This window comes from Inhella inkyongensis (assembly GCF_005952805.1).
In the GTDB taxonomy this organism is placed as follows: domain Bacteria; phylum Pseudomonadota; class Gammaproteobacteria; order Burkholderiales; family Burkholderiaceae_C; genus Inhella; species Inhella inkyongensis.
On record NZ_CP040709.1, the window covers coordinates 1249077 to 1264335 of the forward strand.

At 67.6% G+C, this 15259-nt stretch carries 13 protein-coding genes; 12 read left to right on the forward strand and 1 reads right to left on the reverse strand.

What is annotated here, in order from left to right:
- The first annotated feature begins 16 nt into the window (after positions 1-16).
- Genes FF090_RS06255 through FF090_RS06265 form a run of 3 tightly spaced genes read left to right on the forward strand, consistent with a single transcriptional unit; the run spans position 17 to position 1738 of the window.
- Positions 17-520, forward strand: a complete 504-nt coding sequence (locus FF090_RS06255) for a phage protein Gp36 family protein (protein ID WP_138855912.1) — start codon at positions 17-19, stop codon at positions 518-520.
- Entirely contained in the window at positions 520-966 is a 447-nt protein-coding gene (locus FF090_RS06260) for a phage tail terminator protein (protein WP_138855913.1), read from the forward strand. The genes FF090_RS06255 and FF090_RS06260 overlap by 1 nt, the downstream gene beginning before the upstream one ends.
- A 31-nt stretch (positions 967-997) precedes the next feature.
- Positions 998-1738, forward strand: a complete 741-nt coding sequence (locus tag FF090_RS06265; RefSeq protein ID WP_138855914.1) for a phage tail tube protein — start codon at positions 998-1000, stop codon at positions 1736-1738.
- A 1-nt stretch (position 1739) separates the two neighbouring features.
- Here FF090_RS06265 and FF090_RS19150 read toward each other — a convergent pair whose 3' ends face one another.
- Positions 1740-1904: a hypothetical protein gene (locus tag FF090_RS19150; protein ID WP_175423557.1), complete on the reverse strand. Its 165-nt coding sequence runs from the start codon at positions 1902-1904 to the stop codon at positions 1740-1742.
- A 25-nt stretch (positions 1905-1929) separates the two neighbouring features.
- On the opposite strand from FF090_RS19150, the gene FF090_RS06270 reads away from it, so the two are divergent.
- From FF090_RS06270 to FF090_RS06310, 9 genes are all read left to right on the forward strand, one after another.
- Positions 1930-5250 (forward strand): tape measure protein, encoded by a 3321-nt coding sequence (locus FF090_RS06270; RefSeq protein ID WP_138855915.1) that lies wholly within the window; start codon positions 1930-1932, stop codon positions 5248-5250.
- The gene (locus tag FF090_RS06275) at positions 5247-5645 is read left to right on the forward strand and encodes a hypothetical protein (RefSeq protein ID WP_138855916.1); all 399 of its coding nucleotides are present in this window, start codon (positions 5247-5249) and stop codon (positions 5643-5645) included. Before FF090_RS06270 ends, FF090_RS06275 begins: the two co-directional genes overlap by 4 nt.
- 3 nt (positions 5646-5648) lie before the next feature.
- A complete protein-coding gene (locus FF090_RS06280; protein ID WP_138855917.1) occupies positions 5649-9323 on the forward strand; it encodes a hypothetical protein in 3675 nt (1224 codons plus the stop codon).
- 12 nt (positions 9324-9335) lie between these two features.
- Positions 9336-10523 (forward strand): hypothetical protein, encoded by a 1188-nt coding sequence (locus FF090_RS06285; RefSeq protein WP_138855918.1) that lies wholly within the window; start codon positions 9336-9338, stop codon positions 10521-10523.
- Between the two features lie 4 nt (positions 10524-10527).
- Positions 10528-11499: a hypothetical protein gene (locus FF090_RS06290; protein WP_138855919.1), complete on the forward strand. Its 972-nt coding sequence runs from the start codon at positions 10528-10530 to the stop codon at positions 11497-11499.
- Positions 11496-11888 (forward strand): hypothetical protein, encoded by a 393-nt coding sequence (locus tag FF090_RS06295; protein WP_138855920.1) that lies wholly within the window; start codon positions 11496-11498, stop codon positions 11886-11888. Before FF090_RS06290 ends, FF090_RS06295 begins: the two co-directional genes overlap by 4 nt.
- A complete protein-coding gene (locus tag FF090_RS06300) occupies positions 11888-13900 on the forward strand; it encodes a hypothetical protein (protein WP_138855921.1) in 2013 nt (670 codons plus the stop codon). Before FF090_RS06295 ends, FF090_RS06300 begins: the two co-directional genes overlap by 1 nt.
- Positions 13893-14117, forward strand: coding sequence for a hypothetical protein (locus FF090_RS06305; protein WP_138855922.1), 225 nt, complete (start codon positions 13893-13895; stop codon positions 14115-14117). The genes FF090_RS06300 and FF090_RS06305 overlap by 8 nt, the downstream gene beginning before the upstream one ends.
- Before the next feature lie 67 nt (positions 14118-14184).
- Positions 14185-15084, forward strand: coding sequence for a PDZ domain-containing protein (locus FF090_RS06310; RefSeq protein WP_310732993.1), 900 nt, complete (start codon positions 14185-14187; stop codon positions 15082-15084).
- Positions 15085-15259: the final 175 nt, after the last annotated feature.

Sequence of the window (15259 nt, forward strand, 5' to 3'; positions counted from 1 at the left end):
CGAACTGAACTGAGCCATGGCCTACGCCACCCTTGAGCACCTGCTCCACGCCGCCACCGGCGGCTGGGACGAGCTGGCGCAGCGCGGCTCGACCAGCGCGCTGGTCGACGGCGAACTGCTGCGCCTGACGGTGCAAGGGGGTGACCGTAGCGCCTATGGCCTGGCCGCCCAGGCCGACGCCGATGGTGCGGTGACGCGCATGACCGCCGCCCTGGAGCTGGCCAGCCGCCACGCCGACACGCACCTGTTCCCGCGCTATCGCACCGCCATGCCCCTGGCGCCTGCGCTGGTAGCGGGTTCCGACCTGCCCACCGTGGTGGCCACCATCGCGCTCAAGCGCCTGTACGGCACCACCGTGCCTGAGGAAATCCGCAAGGGCGCCCAATGGGCCGAGGACTACCTGATGTCCCTGGCAAAGGGCCAGGTGAGCCTGGGCGAGGCCGATACCGAGGTGGCTCAGCCAGCCGGCCGCAGCGTGGCCCGCACCCCAGCAAAGGCTTTTGACTGGGACCGCTACTGATGGCCAGCGTGGACTTCTGGGCGCTGGAAGCCGAGCTGCTGGAGCGCCTGCGCGCCAGCCTGAGCGGCACCCAACCGGGCCTGCACCTGCTGGGCGCGGCCGACCTGGCCGGCGTGACCGAAGAGCGCCAGCTCAGCCCGGCCGTGCATGTGATCTACCAGGGCTATCAGGTGCTTGAGCAACGCGGCAAAGTCGCCCGCCTGCAGCAGACCTGGCTGGTGGTGGTGGCCACGCGCAATGTGCGTGCGCTCAAGGCCGGTGCTGAAGCCGGCGGCCGAGCTGGACTGTTGGCCGGCCAGGTGATGCAGGCCCTGATGGGTTGGCAGCCTCCCAGCGCCGCCAAGCCGCTGGCCCTGAGCGCTGCGCCCGGTCCGCGCTTCCAGGCCGGCCATCAATACCTGCCGCTGGCCTTCAGCACCGAGTTGGTGCTCAAGGCGCCGACCTGAATCTTCCAACCGCCTACCTGAAAGGCTTCCCATGCTGACCACCCGAATTTTTCGACCCACCATGACCGCTGGCGTGGTCTATGCCCGCCTGCTTGGCAGCGCCGCACCGCTGCAGTCCATCGGCGGCATCGCCGAACTGATCTTGAATGTGGAAGAGGAGATCAAGAAGCAGAAGGACTTCAGCCGGGGTGGCGGTGGCAACCGTGCCCAGGTCAACCGGATCGACTCGGTGACCATGAGCGCCAAGTTGCAGGACTTAAACCCGGTGAACCTGGCGCGGGTGGTGTTTGGCAACACGGCCGCCGTGGTGAGTAGCACGGTGACGGGCGAAGCTGTCACCGGCTACAAGGGTGGCCTGATCAAGCTGGCACACCTGAACCCCAGCGTCGTGGTGCTCAAGAAGGCGGCCGTGACGATTGCGGCGGCTGGCAACTACGAGGTGCGTCCCGAGGGTCTGTTCGTGCTGGACAGCGCGACTGGCATCACCGACGGCGACGCCCTAACGGTGGACTACGCTTTTGGCGGCTACGACGTGATCGAGGCCCTGACCGAAGCGGCACCCACGCTGGAGATGTTGTTTGCCGGCGTGAACGAGGCCATGGAGGGTGCCGCCAACACGGTGGAGCTTCACCGCGTGAAGACGGGCGCACTCAAGAGCTGGGGCCTGATCAACGACGACTTTGCCGAACTGGACATCGAGGGCGAGGTGCTGCTGGACCCCACCAAGACGGGCGCGGGCACCAGCAAGTTCTTCAAGGTGCGAATGCAGTAACTCAGCGCCTTGCTGGCGGAGCGTGGGTGGCAATGGCCCAAAGCAATTGGGCTACCCACCCCGCCCACACCACTGCAGTCAGACCCAGCAGGGCCCAACCCAATGTGGCCGAGCCCTTGAAGCCGAGAAGGCTTAAACCCAACAAGACGAACAGCAGGCGAAACATGCCCGCATTGTGAGAGCAAAGCCCCATGGCCAGCAACGTGAAGTTCGGCATCCAGATCGACGCCGATGTCCAAGGCAAAGAGTCGGTCGAGCAACTGACCGCACGCCTGGACGAGATGGCCAAGGTGCTGGAGGGCGAGCTCAAGCAGGAAGCCCAGGCCGCTGCGGCCAAACTGCGCGAGCTGGGGCAGCAGCAAGCGGCCATTGCGGGTGTTGAGCAGCTGAAGCGCGAGGTGCAGAGCGCCAGCGCTGCACTCAAGCAGGCCGAGAAAGAGGCCAGCGACTTCGCGCAGCAGATCGGCCAGGCCGGCCCGCCTACGGCCCAGGCCGCCGCCCATCTGCAACGCCTAGAGAGTGCTGCTGAGCAGGCTCGCGCCAGCCTGCAGGCACAGAGGACGGCCCAGGCCGGCGCCGTGGCCGAGCTGCAAAAGCACGGCATTGCGGCCAGCCAGACCCAAGCCGCTCAGGCGCGGCTGAACACCGAGCTGGCGGAGGCCCGGGCCCGCGCCGAAGCCTTGGCCCCGGCCTGGGCTGGCACCGCCCGCGCGGCGGGGGCAGCCGGCGAACAGATGCAGCGCACCCACCGCGCGGTGGGCGAGGGAGTGCAGAGCATCAGCACCCAGTTGCAGCGCGTTCAGAGCGCCTACCTGGCGCTCTCGGGCGGTGGAGTGCTGGGCGGCATGATCAAGGACGCGGTGCAGACGGCGGATGCCTTCAGTTCATTGGGCGCTCGCATCAAGCTAGTCACCGGCGATGGCACGGCTTTTCAGCAGGCCATGGAAGGCGTGCAGCGGGTGGCCATGGCCACGCGCAGCGACCTGGAGGCCACCGGCACCCTGTTCACTAAGCTGGCCACCGCCGGCAAAGAGCTGGGCCTGAGCCAGAACCAGGCGCTGGCGCTGACGCAGACCATCAACCAGGCCATCCAGATCACCGGGGGCTCGGCCGATGCAGCCAAGGCGGCCATCACCCAGCTGACCCAGGGCCTGCAGAGCGGCACCCTGCGCGGCGATGAATTCAACTCGGTGATGGAGCAGGCCCCGCGCCTGGCCCAGGCCCTGGCCGCCGGCTTGGGCGTGGGCACGGGCGAGCTGCGCGCCATGGCCGAACAGGGCCGCCTGACCAGCTCGACCGTGATCGCGGCGCTGCGCGGCCAGTCAGAGGCCGTGGCGGCCGAGTTCGCCAAGCTGCCGCCCACGGTGAGCGGCGCGCTGCAGAACGTGAGCACCGCCTGGTCGGCATTCGTGGGCGACCTGAACCGGGGCACCGGCGCGACGCAAAAGCTGGCCGAGGGGCTCAAGTTCCTGGCCGACCACTTGAACGAGATCGCCGGGGCGGCAATCACGCTGGGCCAAGGGGCGCTGGCGGTAGGGCTGCTGCGCCTGACCCAGGGCTTTTTGACCTGGGCCGGCAACGCCAGGCTGGCCACCGTGGCCACGGCCGGCCTAGTGGCCGAGACCACCAAGTTGGCGGGTGCGATGGCGGCTGCCGAGTCCGCCAAGGTGGGCGCCGTGCAAAAGGCCGGGCTGCTGGCCACGGCCTGGGGCGGCGTGGTCAATGCGGGTCGAGGTCTGCTGGGCCTCATTGGCGGTCCCCTTGGGCTGGTGGCTCTGACGGCCACTTATGCCAAGGACCTCGGCGAGCTGGCAGCCAAGCTGGCGCTCAAGGCGCAAGGCCTGCGCAATCTGGAAGAGATTGAGGCGCGCCGCATGGCGCAGGAGCGTGAGGCGGCGGAAGCGGCCGAACGCGAAAAAGAGGCGCGAGACCGGCAGATCGAGGCTGACAAGGCGGCCGCCCTGGCCAAGTTCGGCTTGAGCAAGGCGGCACAGGGTCTGTTGCTGGACTTCGACGAGCTCATCAAGAAGGGCAAGACCACCGACGCTGCTCTGGGTGACATCGGCAAGAGCTTTGACCTGAGCAAGCACCTGGGCGTCCGCGACGCGGCAGGCGTTCTGGATCGGCTGCGAGTTCAGGGCCTGGCCAGCGCAGAGCAAGTGCAGGAGGCATGGGCGAAGGCATTGGCTGGGCAAAACTTGGCTGACTTTGAGCGAATGGCCAGGTCGGCTTTTGGTGGCGTGGAGCGAGGCGTAGCCCAGATGCAGCAGGCACTGGATGCAGGCCTGCGCGAAGCCATTCGACGGACGGGCTTGGACTTTGGGCAGATCAGCGGTGGCATGTCCAAAGCGGCAACGCTGGCTCTGGCTGATGTCGAAGCTATGGTTCGTGGGCTTGATCGCCTAAAGGCGCAAGGCGTCGATACCGGCTTGGCACTTTCCGCTGGCTTGTCGCGTGCCATTCAGACAGCAGACAGCGAAAGAGCTTTAGAAGCCGTTCGCCAGCGAATCGAGTCACTGCGTAAAGAGCTGGGGACTCAAGTCACCGATGGACTACTAGAGCAGGCCGCCAAGCAGGCTGAGAAGCTGAAGTCCAAGATGGACGAGGCTAAGCCAGGCATCAATAGTGTGACGGAGGCCATGAAGCTTCTTGGCGTGCGCAGCCAGGAAAGCTTGAGCAGCGCGGCCGACGAGGCGAAGCGGGCCTTTGAGTTCATCCGAGACTCAGGGACGGCCGCCCCGGTTGACGTGCAAGAAGCCTTTCGCGCCTATGCGGAGAAGGCCATTGCCGCCAATGCAGGCGTCGTAAGCGAAGCGCTGAAAGTCGAAGCGGCGATGTACCGCGTGAACCTGGCTGGGCGGCGCGCAGGCGATGGCATCGTTTCCGGCATGAACCGAGGCCGCGTGGCGGTTCTGCAGGCCAGCAACGCGATGGCCGAGGCCTTAAGTCGCGTCGGTGCGCTGACCGATGCCATGGGCAACGTGACACGCAATGCGGATGGCACTCGGCCGGGCGGAGCAAGCGGGATCACGCCGGGAAGCTGGGACGACTACGGGTACGACGAGAACAACCGCAACGCCGAGCAGCGCGCAAACCTGGCCAAACAAGGCGGTCCTGTTGACGCCTCTTACAACTTCGATGTGCGGTCGCGACTGGAGCGCGGCGAGAAGTTCACCGCCGACGAGATCCCCGCACTGCTGAATGCCTACCGAGTCGCGGTCTCGAACCAGGCATTGGGCCAGCCCGGCTCGGTCACGTTGGAGGGTCGCCGAGATGACGCCGCCTGGGTGGAGGTGTTTCGGCGTGCACTTGAACAGGCGCAGAGCGGCGCTCTGGGCGGCCGCGTGGGAGGTCGCCAAGCCGGAGCCGAGCAGGGTCCCGTCTATCAGACCGTGGTGAACCTGGGCAGCGGTCGCTCTTTCACGGTGAACACGTCGAGCCCGCAGGACCAGGACGCTCTAGCCAAGCTCCTTGAGCAACTCGCGGCGGACAAAGGTAGATCAGGCCCATGACCATTACGTTGAGCGACGGCATCACCCTGGTGGACTTGCCGGCTGACCTGTACTGGGCCGATGAGCTGAGTTGGAGCGCGGTGACACAGACCGTGGAGCACTCGCTGACCGGCGCGCTGATCGTCCAGTTCGGAACGCGCCAGGCTGGCCGTCCCATCACCCTGCAACCGCCGGAAGAGGGCAAGTCGAGCTGGATCAGCCGCGCGGCGCTGCAGCAGTTGCAGGTCTGGGCCCAGTTGCCTGGCCAAGCCCTGACTCTGACCCTGCGCGGCCTGGCCCGCCAGGTGATCTGGCGCCATCAAGACGGTGCGCTGGAGCCCAGGCCCGTGCAGCACTTTGCCGACGTGGCGCCCGATGACGCCTACACCGCCACGCTGCGGTTCATGGAGATTTAACGAATGACCATCCAAGCCGGAGACATCAAGCTCGTCGCCTCGCAAGTCATGGACGACGTGCCCGAGGGCGGCGGAGCTCCGTCGCCCCATTTGATCCCGGACGCCGGCAGCAACGGGGTCTTTGCCGACATCTCCGAGTTGGACCGGGCAGGCGGCCGGGTCAACTTGCGCAAGCTCTTCGCGCATGTGCGAACGGCCAACACGGACGGCTACTTTGGGTGCCACCTGATCGTCGCGGAGCCCTTCAAAGATCCGCGTGTGTCCGCGACGCTGTTCACCACGGGCGACGCTTTCGACCGGCGCGACGCAGCGGCCTCGCGCATGGAGTCCTACCTGGCCCGAGGTGCCACCTATAGCGGCTTCTTGTTTGGCGACCACATCGCCGGCCAGATGAGCGTGACTTTGCTGCAGCGCCAGGAGGTGCCCGCGCCGACCGTCGGCTCGACCTTCGTGCTGACCAAGAACATCGGGGCGATCAATGAGTTCTCGCAGTTCGTGCGGGTGACGGGCGTCACGGCCACCAAGCGGGCCTTTTCGTCGACCGAGACCGGTTCCTTGCAGCACTTCGAGCGGACGCAGGTTGTGCTCAGCCTTAGCGACCGCCTCGCCCAGGACTTCCCCGGGTTCGATGCCAAGCAGGTAGACAGCAACCTCAGTTACTCGGGCCGGACCAAAGTCAGCGAGACCATCGTGGCCGACGCTTCGCGCTATTACGGCTGCGTGCCCCTGGCCTCGCCCGTTGCCGTTGGCGACTTCTCGGCGCGGGCGCAAAGCATCTTTACCCAGCTCGTGCCCAGCACGCGCATTGAGGTGCCCATCGCCGACGCCCGGATGAACCAGCAACTCGCTTTGCCGGTGTCCTCGGGCAAGGCGGTCAGCCGCGCCGTGACCTCCATCTTCGCCGTCGGCAAGCCGCTCTACGTGGGCGGTGCGATCACCCCGGGCACGCTCACGGTTTCCCGCGCGGGGACGACTCTGGTCGACAAGGGCGGCCTGCTGGTCAATGGCTCGACCCAGGTCGGCCAAGTGGACTATGCAAACGGGGTGCTGACCCTGGCGACCTCGGTGTTTGGCGAGTCGGGCGGCACGCAGACGGTGGGCTACACCGTGGCGGCGATCCCCGCCCTGGTGAACCGAAGCTGGGCGGACCGCGTGACGCAGGCCAGCCAACGAATGAGCTACACCATCTCCCTGGACCCCGTGCCCGTGGCGGCGTCCTTGCGGGTCAGCTATCGGGCCTTGGGCCGCTGGTACGAGTTGGCCGACGACGGCTCGGGCGCACTGCGCGGCGTTGATAGCAGCTATGGCGCCGGCACGCTGAACCCCGCCACGGGCACCGTGGCCGTGACGCTGGGGGCTATGCCTGATGTGGGTACGGCCGTGGTCTACACCTGGGCTACGGCGAGCAAGGTGCGGCCCATCCCAGAGCCAACGGGCACGAGCGGCGGAGCGCCGGAGGTGCTGCCGCCCAGCACGCGAGTCAACAACGGCGCGGGCCTGACACTGGCCTTGCCGACGCCGCGCCCGATCAAGCCCGGCACGGTGTCCATCACCTGGAACGATGGCACGGCCCGTTCCGCGACCGACAACAGCGCACGCGGCCTGGTCGGCGCGGCGCGCGGCTACGTCGAGTACGCCTCGGGCAGGGTTTACTGGCAGCCCGTCATGCTGCCGCCCAAGGGGACGGTCCTGACGCTGAGCATCGGCGAGGTGAGCGCCGTGTCTCTGCCCTTTGTGGCGCTGACCGACGCCGGCGCCACGCGCACGCACACGCTTGGACCCAACGTCGCCCCCAATTCGTTCAAGGCGATGGCCTTCTTCTCGTTCACGGTGAACGGGCAGCCGCCCTACAACAGCACGGGGACGAACGTCAGCGTGGGCCTCTACGACGACGGGGCCGGCGTAGTGATGATGCGCCACGGCGACACCGTGCGCGTGATGGGCAGCCTGGACTACAACACGGGCGCGCTCAGCCTCGTCAAGACGATGGCGGCGATGCCGGTCACGTACCGCCTCTACGCGGCCGGGCCGAACGGCGTGCTAGATGTGCAGACGGCCAGCAGCAACCAGGACGTGAGCTTTTCTGGCGAGCTGGCGCAAGTGGCGTACACCGTGGCGGGCGCGGAGACGCCCCAGACCGAGCAAATCACGGTCGACGCCCTAGAAATCAGAGTGCAGGTCGGGATGGGCCTGGGCTACCCCTCGGCCTACCTGCCGGGCCAGAGGACGGATCTAAGGGGCTTTGAGCTCGGGGGCAACCGGCACGACATCGTGGGCGACTTGGTGCTGCGTAACGTCAACGCAGAAACGGGGATCGGTACGCAAGTCGGCACCTTTGACCCGCACCAGGGCCTGGCCCGGATCACGGAATGGGGGGCAGTGACCAACCCCACGGTCAGCGGTGTGGCCGCTGTGGTCGTGCCCTCCAGCCCGGCCTATGACGCCGAGGTGGCAACGGCGACCTTCCGCACGGCCGTCTCGCCCCTGGTGAGCGGAGGCTTCAACCTCGCGGGCAACTACATCGACGGCACGGCGTTCAGCGTGAGCGCCAACCCTGCGGGCGAAATCAGCACTGGTTCTGCCGCCACTCTGTCGCCTCTGGTCGACGGCTCGCGAGGCGTGTTCGCCAAGGTCGATTACGAGGCCGGTCTGGTCGAGGTGTACTGGGGCCGCCGCACCGAGCGCAACCCGGCCACGGACCCGTTCATCGTTGACGTCTCGCACATGGGCTTGCCGGGCGTGACCAAGATCGCCCTTGAAGCGGTGGCCGCCGACACGCTGCGATACAACGCCGTGGGCTACAGCTACCTGCCGCTCGACCCGGCCATCCTGGGCCTGAGCCCTGTTCGGCTGCCTGCCGACGGCCGTGTGCCCATCTTCCGCCAGGGTTCGTTCGCCGTGTTGGGGCACACCGGCACCGTGGGGCCGGCTACGCTGAGCAACGGACAGACGATCAATTGCGGCCGCACTCGACTGTCGCGCGTGCGCCTGATCGACGCGGCAGACCAAGTGATCGACACCGGCTACACCGCCGACCTGGACGCCGGCCTGGTGCAAATCGTCGACACGACCGGGTGGGCTCAGCCCGTTACGGTGGAGCACCGCATCGAGGACACGATGTTGGTCAGCGACGCCCAGATCAACGGACAAATCAGCTTCACCCGGCCCAGCACCCACGTCTACCCGGTCCCCGGCAGCTACATCTCCAGCGCGTTGGTCGCAGGCGACGTGCGGGCCCGCGCGCTGCCTTCGTTCGACCAAGTGACCTGGACCGGCGCCTGGGCGGACGCCCCGATCGGCGCGAACGCCACGGGCACATTCAACGAGACGCTGCACCCGATCACGGTGAACAACCTGGGCGCGCTGACCGAGCGTTGGGCCGTGCGGTTCGAGTCGTCGGGCACGTCCTTTACGGTGATGGGCGAGCACGTCGGCGTGATCGCCACGGGCTCGACGGGCGCGGACTGCGCGCCGCTCAACCCGGCCACGGGCACCCCTTATTTCACGATCCCCGCCGCGGGCTGGGGCCTGGGCTGGTCGGCCGGCAACGTGCTCCGTTTCAACACCGTCGGCGCCGTGGTCCCGGTGTGGGTGGCCCGCACGATCTTGCAAGGGCCCGAAACCGTGGTCGAAGACGACTTCACCCTTTTGGTTCGCGGCGACGTGGACCGCCCCTAAGGAAGCTCCCTCATGCCTGCAGACACCACCGTCAAAATCTTCCACAACGCGATGCCGGGAGCCCCCGTGTTGAGCGGCACGGCCGGCGCGTTGATTGCTGTGCTCGACGCCTGCCTGGTCAACGGGTTCGGCACCGGCAGCGTCGACTCCCTCGTGATCTCCGGGGGCGTGGCGACCGTGACCCGGGCGGCCGGCCACCCGTTTGAGGTGGGTTCGGTGGCGCTGATCGCCGGGGCTACGGTGTCGGGCGGCTCGGTCAACGGCGAACAACGCGTGCTGAGCGTGACGGGCGCGAGCTACACCTTTGACGCGACTGGGATCGCCAATCAGGCCGCGACCGGCACGATCACGCACAAGGCTGCGCCGGCCGGGTGGGCGAAGGCGTTCAGCGGGGCGAACCTCGCGGCCTACCGACCAACTGACCCGGCAGGGACGCGGTTTTACCTACGTGTGGATGACACCGCCGCCCAGAACGCGCGGGTTCGTGGCTTTGAGGCGATGACCGACGTCAACACCGGCACCGGCCCGTTCCCGACGGACTCCTTAATCCCGGGCGGCCAGTGGTGGGCCAAATCGAACAGCGGCAGCGCCAGCCCGCGCAACTGGGCGGTCGTGTGCGATGGGCGAACGATGTACTACACGGCGGAATACAACAGCAGCTACCCCGGGTCGTCGGTGCCGCTGGGGATGTTCGGGGACTTCGAGCCGGTCCGTGCGGGGGACGCCTACCGGTGCGCCATCGCAGGCGGCGTGTCGGACCGTTCCGGCAGCGGGCCGGGCGACCAATCCGACACCTTGGACTGGACGCACGGCTATTCGTCGGCCACTACAGCCGCGCGGCGTGCGGTGGGGGTCGGGGGCGCTACGCCGATGGTTCGGGCGGGTCAGACCCTGCTGCAGACCACCTCGCAGAGCATTTCGTCGGGGGCGAACTATGTCGGCCACTTGGCATTCCCCAACTACGCAGACAGCGGCGTGTATGTCTCCCGAATGGCCCTGGGGGACGATGGGGCCAACCTGCGGGGGTACATGCGAGGTTTCCGCTATGTGCCGATGGCGGCAGTGCATTCCATCGGCCACCGCGTCCGGGTCCCCGGGCAATCGGCGCTGCCCGGTCGGGAGTTGCTGTTCATGACGGCGGGATACCCGACTAGCCCCCGGGGGTGCTACGCCTTCGACGCAACGGGACCGTGGGCCTGACGCCGTGGCGCTGATCTTCTCCGAGTCCTTCGAGACTGGCATTCCGGGCGGCTTCGCGACGACGCTGACGGATTACGGCACGCTGACGGCCTCCTACGACGGCGCGGCCAAGGCGGCGCTGCTCACCAAGGACGGGTACAACGCAGTGTGGCGGCTGAACACCGCGCCGGTCGCAGCCACGGTGCGGGTGCTTCTGGACGTCGAGCACGTGTCCGCCGATAACGCCGGCAGTTCCTCCTCGGGCTTTGGCCCCGCCTTCAAATTCGTCGGACGGACGGCCTGGAGCATGGCCGGCGTGTCTGCAGAAGGCGGTTATCTGCACTTCGGCTCGGGCAGCGATGGCTCCCCGGTGGGGTTTGCGACAAACGACGCGGGCACCGTGTATTACGAGGGGCAGGGGGCCCGGCACGTCTACGAGTTCTTGCTGACTGCGGCGTCGGGCGCAACGATCCCGACGCGGTGGCTGCGGGTAAAGCGAGGCGGCGCGGTCCAGGCCACGGTCGCGCTGCCCACTTACCCCCGCACGGCGCTGGAGTCCCTCGGCATCTTCATGCGGGACTCGACGCAGAAAATCCACTCCATCGAGGTCTATGACGACGCTGACGGCTTCGTGAACCCCGACCTGGGCCTTCTCCCCTCCGGCGAGATTTTGCGAATCTTTGAGGCCTCGCCCCCGCCCGTCTCTTACCTGGCCGGGCCGATGGGCGCCAACGTCCTCAAGCCCGGGGGCACGGGCCGCGTCATCGGCACCGTGAAAGCGCACGGTTCCCCCGACCAGCCCCTGGCCCGCCGCGTTCGGCTGTTCCGCGACATCGACGGGCTTCTCGTAGGTGAGACCTGGAGCGACGCCACGACCGGCGCCTACGTCTTCACCGAACTCGACCGGACGCAGCGATACAGCGCGGTCAGCTACGACCACGAAGGGCACTACCGCGCCGTGATCGCCGACAACCTCATGCCCGAGCCCATGCCATGACCGCCCCTTGGATCTCCCCCGAGCACAACAACGACCGACTCGCCGGCACGCTGCTATTCCTGGAGCGCGGCCCGGCTGCGGCCAAGGTCCTGCTGCTGGACGGCACGCGGCCTGCGGGCGGCGGCGCGCTGACCAATGTCCTTGCCGCGATCTCGCTGGCCGACCCGCCCGGCTCCCTTGTGTCCAACAAGCTGGTGCTCGCGCCGGCCGCCGACGCCCTGGTGCTGCTGGACGGCACCGCCACCTGGGCGCGAGTCATCAACGGCGACGGCACGGCCGCCCTGGACTGCGACGTGAGCGACATGACCGGGGGTGCCCCGATCCGCTTGTTGACGACGGCCCTGCTGGCCGGGGGCGCCGTGCGCCTGACGGTTGCTGAGTTCACCTGATGGCCTTCGAGGCGGATCTCCGCTTCAAAAAGGCGCCGTACCCCACGCCGGGGCCGGTGCCGCTGGTCTTTGGGGAGCTGGACGGCCCGCTGGTCCAGGCCGAGCTATCGCTGGCCCTGGGCGCACCGGGCTTCTCTGCCGAGGTGCGGCGGGCCTACGAAGCATCGCTCGCTCTGGCCCTGGGCGACCCTGGGTTTTCCGCCGGGGCGGCGGTCTTCTCTGGCCTCACCTTTGACGCCGAGCTATCGCTGGCCCTTGGCGACCCTGGGCTGTCTGCGGTCGTCGGCCCGCCCAACGACGCCACGATCTCGGTCAGCCTGGGCGATCCCGGCGTGGCTGCCACGGTGTCGTTCGACTCTCTGACCGAGCGACCGGTGGCAGGCGCCTCGCGCTCCGAGCACCAGCGCGCGCAAGCTGCAGCGGGAGCCGGCGCGAAGTCCGCCCATCAACTGACGCAGCGGGCGCAGGCCGGAGGAGCGAACCGGCACACCCCCGCTCTGGCCCTGCAGCAGCCCGCGCGGGCCGGCCACCAGGCGGCGCTGCCGGCCCGCCGACAAGCCGGCGCCGTGCATTCGGCGGCTGTGCCCGTTCGCACCGACACCACGGGGCGCCACGCGGAGACGCTGCGCGGCATTCGACCCCGCGCCACCGCAACCCACGAGGAGGCGGCCCGCGTCACCGCGCGTCCTCGCGTGGGGTCGCACCAGGAGCGGCTGCGGCACGCTCGCCCGGCCTTGCGCGCGGTCGACCAGGCCGCCGAGCCGCGCCGCGCAGGCTGGGCACACGGCTCGGCCAGCGCGGCCCCGATGCGGCGCTACCGGCAGGCAACCCACCAGGAAGCCATGCGCCCGCCTGCTGGCAAGTACCGCCCGCTACCCCCGGGCTCGGGGCGAGTGCCTTGCTACTTGCCCAGCCCGCATCTGCGCTTCACCAAACTGCCAGGTGGCCCGGCGCTGCTGTTCACTTGCTCTGCCGGAGGCGGCCCTGCCGCCACGGTATCGATACCCGTTCGGAGGGTCTACATGGTCGCCAACACGCTTTCTCTGACCCGCGTGGCGGACGGGGTACAGATTCCGGCTCGCTCCGTCGCGGTCTCTCTGGATGTGGATTCGTGGACCTGGGGGTTCAGCGCATCGGCTTCGGCCCAGGCACTGCCGCTGCTGACGCCAGGCGTGACGGGGCCGACCGAACTTCAGCTGGATCTCAATGGCATGAGCTTTCGGGTGCTGGTTGAGGGCATTTCGCAGCGCCGTTCATTCGGACGGACCGAGCTGACGATTCGGGGGCGAGGCCGCAATGCGGTGCTGGCGGCGCCCTACGCAGCGCAAATGTCGTTCTTCAACGGCGCAGACCAGACGGCGGCCCAGGCAGCGACTGCGGCGCTCTTGACCAACGGGGTGCCGTCAGGCTGGGGGGTCGATTGGGGATTGGATGACTGGCTGCTGCCATCGGGCGCCTGGTCGTTCCAAGGCTCACCCATGGATGCCGTGCTGACGATTGCCCAGGCGGCCGGTGGCTACGTGCAGCCCCATGCCACCGAGGCGACGCTGCTGGTGCGGCATCGCTATCCAGTGCTGCCGCGCGACTGGTCCAGCCGGGTGCCGGACATCGAGCTGCCGGCCGACCTGGTCAGCGTGGAGGACATCAGGTGGCTGGACAAGCCGGCGTACAACCGGGTGTTTGTGGCGGGCGGGCAGATCGGCGGGCGACTTGGTCAGATCACGCTGGCGAGCACGGCCGGCGATCTGCCGGCGGCCATGGTGGTCGATCCGCTGGTGACGGATGTACCAGCTCTGCGCCAGCGCGGCCGAGCAATCCTGGGCGAAGGGGGGCGCCAGGCCATGATCTCGCTGCGCTTGCCTGCGCTGCAGCAACTCGGTCTGGTCCGCCCTGGAAAGTTGCTGCGCTATGTCGACGGCGGCACCACTCGCCTGGGTCTGGTGCGCAGCCTGCATATTGAGGCCTCACACGAGCAGGCCTGGCAGACCTTGGGAGTCGAGACCCATGTCTGACAACCTCTATGTTGGGCTCAAGGCCCTACTGGCAGGCCCATCCTTGCTGTGGGGCGAGGTGATCGCAACGGACGGCGAGCTGGCCACCGTGGAGCTGCCGGACGGTGGCCGTCTGCAGGCCCGTGGCCAGGCCACGGTGGGTCAGAAGGTATTCGTGCGCGGCAGCCTGATCGAATCAGGGGCCCCCGATCTGCCGTTCACTCAGATCGACCTGTAGGCGCAACAGGCAATTTCCTTTTCCGCTGCGAAACTCAGCGCGCTTCCATTTATCGCAGCGCTGCCCCATCAAATTTCGCGCCGCGCTTCACTTTGGCTTTGACAACACGGTAACGGCCGGCATCGTCAGCGCCAAAGCGCGCGACACCGGCGAGTTCCTGCCCTTCATCCAGACTGACGTTGCGATCAACCCGGGCAATTCGGGGGGGCCGCTGCTGAATATGAAGGGCGAGGTGGTGGGCATCAACTCGCAGATCTACAGCCAGTCGGGTGGGTTCATGGGCATTTCGTTCGCGATCCCCATTGATGAGGCGATGCGGGTGGCGGACCAATTGCGCGCCAGCGGCAAGGTGGTGCGCGGACGCATTGGCGTCGCCATCGGGCCGGTGAGCAAGGAAGTGGCCGAGGCCATTGGCCTGAGCAAGGCCCAAGGCGCCCTGGTCAGCAATGTTGAGTCGGGTGGGCCGGCCGAGAAGGCCGGCATCGAAGGCGGCGACGTCATCACCCGTTTTGACGGCAAGTTGATCGAACGCTCCACCGATCTGCCGCGTTTGGTGGGGGCCACGCGGCCAGGGAGCAAGTCCAGCATCCAGGTGTTCCGCCGTGGTGCCTACAAGGATTTGACGGTCACGGTGACCGAGCTGAAGGAAGCGCCGACCCGGGGCGGACCCGAGGTCGGCGAGTCCCGTGGTTCGAGCAGCTTCGGGTTGAGCCTCTCTGACCTGACCGAAAGCCAGCGCAAGGAACTCAAGCTGCGCGGCGGTGTGCGGGTGGACGCGGCCGACGGTCCAGCGGCCCGGGCTGGGCTGCGCGAGGGCGATTTGATTTTGTCCGTCGACAACGCCGAGGTCAGCAGTGCGCGTCAACTTCAGAACCTGCTGGGTAAGCTGGAAAAAGCCAAGGTCATCAGCATGGTGGTGCGGCGCGGCGAGGCCACCAGCATCGTGTTGCTGCGACCTGGGCGCTGATTGGCCTGCTGGCGGGCAGGAATGATGGGTGTTGCCTCGTGATTCCTGCTTTCTTTTGATGGAGTAGGGCGAAACCTTGTTGACGGCTTGTGTTCAAGCTGTGGATAAGTGGGGTGTTGGTCACCTGCAACGAGGGCTTTGAGCGCAGGAGCGGTCCGCCCGGCTGGGGGCTTTT